Below are 6,315 nucleotides of genomic sequence, written 5' to 3'. Positions count from 1 at the left end.
GGTTACGCCCCGCCCCCGGCCGGCTACCCGCCGCCGCAACCCGGTTACGGTGGGGCCCCCGGCGGCCCGGCCGCGCCGCAGTTCAACGTCGGCGAGGCGGTGACCTGGGCGTGGAACAAGTTCTCCCAGAACGCCGTAGCGCTCATCGTGCCCGTGGTGGTTTACGTGGTGGCGTTGGTGATCTTCGCTCTGGTCGCCGGGCTCCTGCCCGTGGTCTTCGGTCAGAGCACGAGCAGCACCTACACCGACCCCTACGGCAACACCGCCAGCAACGTCACCGTCAACTACAGCGCCGCGTCGTACGTCGTCCTGTTCATCGGCTACGTGCTGCTCTTCTTGACGGCGATCTACATGACCGCGGCACTGGCGTCCGGCTGCCTGGACATCGCCGACGGAAAACCGGTGACCATCGGAACGTTCTTCAAGGTGCGCAACCTCGGTGCCGTGGTGCTCACCTCGATATTGCTCGCGATCGGCGTCATGATCGGGTCGCTGCTGTGCATCATCCCCGGCCTCATCTTCGGCTTCCTTGCGATGTTCGCCATCCCGTTCGTCATCGACCGATCGCTCTCGCCGGTCGACTCCATCAAGGCCAGCATCGCGACCACCCGGTCCAACATCGGCGGCGCGCTGCTGTCGTGGCTCGTGCAGTACGCGGTGGTGTTGGTCGGTGAATTGCTTTGCGGGATAGGCCTTATCGTCGCCTTCCCGATCGCCCAGCTCATCCAGATCTACACCTACCGCAAGCTGTCGGGCGGTCAGGTCGTTCCGGCGACCCAGCCGGGCTACCAGACGGGCCCGCCGCCGGGATCGCAGCCCGCCTAGCCGACGCGTCGGTTTTCGCTGCGCAGCACGCTGCGCTGCGTGGTTGCGGCCCTTGTGGTGCAATCAGCGGTGATGAGTATCAAAGTCGCGCTGGAGCACCGCACCAGCTACACCTTTGATCGCCTGGTGCAGGTGTATCCGCACGTGGTGCGGTTGCGCCCGGCGCCGCACTCCCGCACGCCCATCGAGGCCTACTCGCTGCGCGTCGAGCCGGCCGAGCACTTCATCAACTGGCAACAGGACGTGGTGGGCAACTTCCTTGCCCGGCTTGTGTTTCCGGATCCCATGCGCCGGCTGACCATCACCGTCGGGCTCATCGCCGACCTCAAGGTGATCAACCCGTTCGACTTCTTCATCGAGGATTGGGCCGAGACCTGGCCGCCCGGCGGGTTGACCTACCCCAAGCCGCTGGCCGAGGACCTCGAACCGTACCTGCGGCCCGTCGACGAGGGCGACCCGGAGGCTGGTGGGGCCTCCGGTCCCGGCGAGCTCGTGCAGGCGTGGGTGCACAACTTCTCGGTCCCGGACGGCACCCGAACTATCGACTTCCTGGTGGCGCTCAACCGCGCGATCAACGCCGACGTCGCCTACAGCCTGCGCATGGAACCTGGTGTCCAGACACCAGATTTGACGCTGCGCACCGGCGTCGGCTCGTGCCGCGACTCGGCGTGGCTGCTGGTGTCGATCCTGCGCCGGTTCGGGTTGGCCGCCCGCTTCGTGTCCGGCTATCTGGTGCAGCTGGCATCCGACGTCGAGGCGCTCGACGGACCGTCGGGGCCCGCGGCCGACTTCACCGATCTGCACGCGTGGGCCGAGGTGTACATCCCCGGTGCGGGCTGGATCGGGCTGGATCCGACGTCGGGTCTGTTCGCCGGCGAGGGCCACATCCCGTTGGCCGCCACCCCGCATCCCGCGACCGCGGCACCCATCAGCGGCGGCACCGAACCCTGCGAATCGGTGCTGGAGTTCTCCAACACCGTCACCCGGGTGCACGAAGACCCGCGCGTCACGCTGCCCTACATCGACCAGGCGTGGCAGACGATCTGCGAGGTGGGCCGCCGCGTCGACGAGCGGTTGGCCGCCGCGGACGTCCGGCTCACCGTCGGCGGCGAGCCGACGTTCGTGTCGGTGGACAACCAAACCGACGAGGAGTGGACGACGGCCGCCGACGGCCCGCACAAGCGGGAGCGGGCCTCCGATCTGGCGGCGCGGCTGAAGGCGGCGTGGGCACCGACGGGGCTGATTCAGCGCGGGCAGGGCAGGTGGTATCCGGGAGAACCGTTGCCGCGCTGGCAGATTGCGCTGTACTGGCGCACCGACGGGCGACCGCTGTGGACCGACGACACGCTGCTGGCCGACCCCTGGGCCGGCAAGCCGAACGGTCCGGCCGCGGACAACGAGGCGGCCTACAAGCTGCTCGCCGGGGTCGCCGAGGGCCTGGAGCTGCCGCTGTCGCAGGTGCGGCCGGCCTACGAGGATCCGCTGGCGTGGCTGGCGGCCAAAGTGCGCCTGCCCGACGGCGACCCGGTGCAAGCGGGCGAAGACCTCACAGCCGACAGTGCCGCCGCCCGCGCCGCGCTGCTGGCCCGCCTCGACGAATCCACCACGTCCCCGGCGGCGTTCGTGCTGCCGCTGCACCGGCGTGACGACGGCCTGGGCTGGGCCAGCGCCGACTGGCAGCTGCGCCGCGGTCGCATCGTGTTGCTCGAGGGCGATTCGCCGGCGGGCCTGCGGCTACCGCTGGATTCGATCAGCTGGCGACCGCCCCGCGCGACGTTCGACGCCGACCCCCTGTCACCCGGCGAGCCCGCGGAGGAGTCGACGGCCGCGGTGGTCGACGACGATGCCGCGCCGCCTACGGCGATGGTCGGCGAGGTCCGCGACGGGCTGCTGTACATCTTCGTGCCGCCCACCGAGGCGCTGGATCACTTCGTCGACCTCATCGCGAGGGTCGAGGCCGCGGCCGCGCAGGCCCGCTGCCCGGTCGTGATCGAGGGCTACGGCCCGCCGCCGGATCCACGGCTGGCCTCGACGACGATCACGCCGGACCCGGGCGTAATCGAGGTCAACGTCGCGCCCACCGCCAGCTTCGCCGAACAGCATCGGCAGCTGGAAACCCTGTACGAGCAGGCGCGGCTCGCCCGGCTGTCCACCGAGTCGTTCGACGTCGACGGCAGCCACGGCGGCACCGGCGGAGGCAACCACATCACGCTCGGCGGCGTCACGCCCGCGGACTCGCCGCTGCTGCGCCGCCCCGACCTGCTGGTGTCGCTGCTGACCTACTGGCAGCGGCACCCGGCGCTGTCCTATCTGTTCGCCGGGCGGTTCGTCGGCACCACGTCGCAGGCGCCGCGCGTGGACGAGGGCCGCGACGAGGCGCTCTACGAACTCGAGATCGCGTTCGCGGAAATCTCCCGGCTGGCCGGACCTTTCGGGCGCAATGCGCCGCGGCCGTGGGTGACCGATCGGGCGCTGCGGCACCTGCTCACCGACATCACCGGCAACACCCACCGCGCCGAGTTCTGCATCGACAAGCTCTACAGCCCCGACAGCCCCCGCGGCAGGCTGGGCCTGCTGGAGCTGCGCGGCTTCGAGATGCCGCCGCACCTGCGCATGGCGATGGTGCAGTCGCTGCTGGTGCGGTCGCTGGTGGCGTGGTTTTGGGACGAGCCGCTGCGGGCCCCGCTGATCCGCCACGGTGCCAACCTGCACGGGCGATACCTGTTGCCGCACTTCCTGATTCACGACATCGCCGACGTCGCCGCCGACCTGCGCGCGCACGGCATCGCCTTCGAGACCAGCTGGCTGGACCCGTTCACCGAATTCCGCTTCCCGCGCATCGGCACCGCCGTCTTCGACGGCGTGGAGATCGAGCTGCGCGGGGCCATCGAGCCGTGGAACACCCTCGGCGAGGAGGCCACCGCGACGGGCACGGCCCGCTACGTCGACTCGTCGGTCGAGCGGATTCAGGTCCGCATCATCGGCGCCGCCCGCGACCGTTATCTGGTGACGTGCAACGGTTATCCGGTGCCGTTGCTGGCCACCGACAACCCCGGCATCCACGTCGGCGGGGTGCGGTTCAAGGCGTGGCAGCCGCCCAGTGCGCTGCACCCGACCGTCACCACCGACGTGCCGCTGCGGTTCGAGCTCGTCGACCTCGCCACCGGGACGTCGCGCGGCGGGTGCACGTACCACGTCGCGCATCCCGGCGGGCGCGCCTACGACGAGCCGCCCGTCAACGCCGTCGAGGCCGAGTCGCGGCGCGCCCGCCGCTTCGAGGCCACCGGCTTCACCCCGGGCAAGCTCGACCTGTCCGCAATCCGGGAGAAGCAGGCCCGAATATTCACCGACATCGGCGCGCCGGGCATCCTTGACCTGCGGCGCGTGCGTACCGTTCAGCAGTAATGGCATCCCCGGATTCCCTTGCGGTTCCTGCGGACCGCTACGACGCCGACCGGCTGCTGGCCGGGTACCAGACCGCGCGGGCGCAGGAAGCGCTGTTCGATCTGCGGCACGGCCCCGGGATCGGCTACGACGAATTCGTCGACAACGACGGAAACGTGCGGCCGGCCTGGGCCGAGCTGGCCGACACCGTCGCCGAGTGCGGGCGGGCGGGACTCAATCAGCTGCGGTCGCTGGTGCAGCGCCTGATCGACAACGACGGGATCACCTACACCGAGGTCGATTCCGGCCGCGACGGGCATGGCCTGGAGCCGAGACCCTGGAGCCTGGACAGCCTGCCGATCGTGATCTCCGCGGCCGACTGGGACGCGCTCGAGGCCGGGCTCGTGCAGCGCTCGCGCCTGCTCGATGCCGTGCTCGCGGATCTCTATGGGCCCCGCAGCCTGCTCACCGACGACGTGCTGCCGCCGGAACTGGTGTTCGCGCATCCCGGCTACGTGCGCAGCGCCAGCGGAATCGAAGTGCCCGGGCACCACCAGCTTTTCATGCACGCCTGCGACGTCAGCCGGCTGGCGGACGGCAGCTTTCAGGTCAACGCCGACTGGACGCAGGCCCCCTCGGGCGCCGGCTACGCGCTGGCCGACCGGCGCGTCATCGCGCACGCCATTCCCGACCTCTACGAGCGAATCGCGCCGCGACCGACCACCCCGTTCGCGCAGGCGCTGCGGCTGGCACTGATCGACGCGGCGCCCGACGTCGCCCAGGACCCGGTGGTGGTGGTGCTGTCGCCGGGCATCTACTCGGAGACGGCTTTCGATCAGGCGTATCTGGCCACGCTGCTGGGCTTTCCGCTGGTGGAAAGCGCCGATTTGGTGGTGCGCGACGGCAAGCTGTGGATGCGCTCGCTGGGCACGCTCAAACAGGTCGACGTGGTGCTTCGCCGCGTCGACGCCGTCTACGCCGACCCGCTGGACCTGCGCGCCGACTCGCGGCTGGGCGTCGTCGGTTTGGTGGAAGCGCAGCACCGCGGCACGGTGACCGTAGTCAACACCCTGGGCAGCGGCATCCTGGAAAGCCCTGGACTGCTGCGCTTTCTGCCCGAGCTGGCGGAGCGACTGCTGGGCGAACCCCCGCTGCTGGGAACCGCACCGCTGTACTGGGGCGGCATCGCGAGCGAACGCTCGCACCTGCTGGCCAATCTCTCGTCGCTGCTAATCAAGTCCACGGTTGGCGGGAAAACCCTTGTCGGGCCGACACTTTCGTCGACCCAGCTCACCGAGTTGGCGGCCCGGATCGAGGACATGCCGTGGCACTGGGTCGGCCAGGAGCTGCCGCAGTTCTCGTCGGCGCCGACCGATCATTCCGGCGCGTTGTCGTCGGCCGGCGTCGGCATGCGGTTGTTCACCGTCGCCCAGCGCAGCGGCTACGCGCCGATGGTCGGCGGCGTCGGCTATGTGCTGGCACCCGGACCCGCCGCATACACGCTGAAAACCGTTGCGGCAAAGGATATCTGGGTACGCCCAACTGAGCGGGCCCGCGCCGAGGCGATCACGCTGCCCGTGGTCGAGCCACCGGTGAAGACTGCGGCGGGCACGTGGGCGGTCAGCTCGCCGCGCGTGTTGTCCGACCTGTTCTGGATGGGACGCTACGGCGAGCGGGCGGAGAACATGGCCCGGTTGCTGATCGTGGCCCGCGACCGCTTCCACGTCTACCGGCTCCAGCAGGACGCCGAGGAAAGCCTGTGTGTCCCGGTGCTGATGGCCGCGCTGGGCCGCATCACCGGGACCGACACCGGGGCCGACCACGACCATGCCGAGATGATCGCCATCGCCCCCTCGACGCTGTGGTCGCTGACCGTGGATCCCGACCGGCCGGGATCCCTGGTCCAGTCGGTAGAGGGGCTCGCGCTGGCCGCCCGGGCGGTGCGCGACCAGCTGTCCAACGACACGTGGATGGTGCTGGCCGGCGTGGAGCGCGCGCTGGCCCACAAGGCCGATCCGCCGCACTCGCTCGCCCGGGCCGACAGCGTGCTCGCCTCGGCGCATTCGCAGACGCTGGCCGGGATGCTGACGCTGGCCGGGATCGCCG

At 70.2% G+C, this 6,315-nt stretch carries 3 protein-coding genes; all 3 read left to right on the top strand.

Translation table 11 applies throughout. The annotated features are described in order from the left end of the window. Positions 1-825 (top strand): hypothetical protein (locus A5736_RS04425; protein WP_217695730.1); only part of this gene is annotated, 825 nt, incomplete at its 5' end. A 72-nt stretch (positions 826-897) separates the two neighbouring features. After that, positions 898-4,230 (top strand): DUF2126 domain-containing protein, encoded by a 3,333-nt coding sequence (locus A5736_RS04420; protein ID WP_076244719.1) that lies wholly within the window; start codon positions 898-900, stop codon positions 4,228-4,230. After that, positions 4,230-6,315 (top strand): circularly permuted type 2 ATP-grasp protein (locus A5736_RS04415; protein WP_076244717.1); only part of this gene is annotated, 2,086 nt, incomplete at its 3' end. The genes A5736_RS04420 and A5736_RS04415, both read left to right, overlap by 1 nt.

The sequence above is a fragment of the Mycobacterium sp. SP-6446 genome (genome assembly GCF_001954045.1).
Lineage (GTDB): Bacteria > Actinomycetota > Actinomycetes > Mycobacteriales > Mycobacteriaceae > Mycobacterium.
The sequence above is the reverse complement of the archived record's forward strand: the minus strand, read 5'-3'. Positions and strand labels throughout refer to the sequence as shown.

Coding starts and splice junctions, on each gene's coding strand:
- A5736_RS04420 (WP_076244719.1), top strand. CDS start 898: ATGAGTATCAAAGTCGCGCTGGAGCACCGCACCAGCTACACCTTTGAT.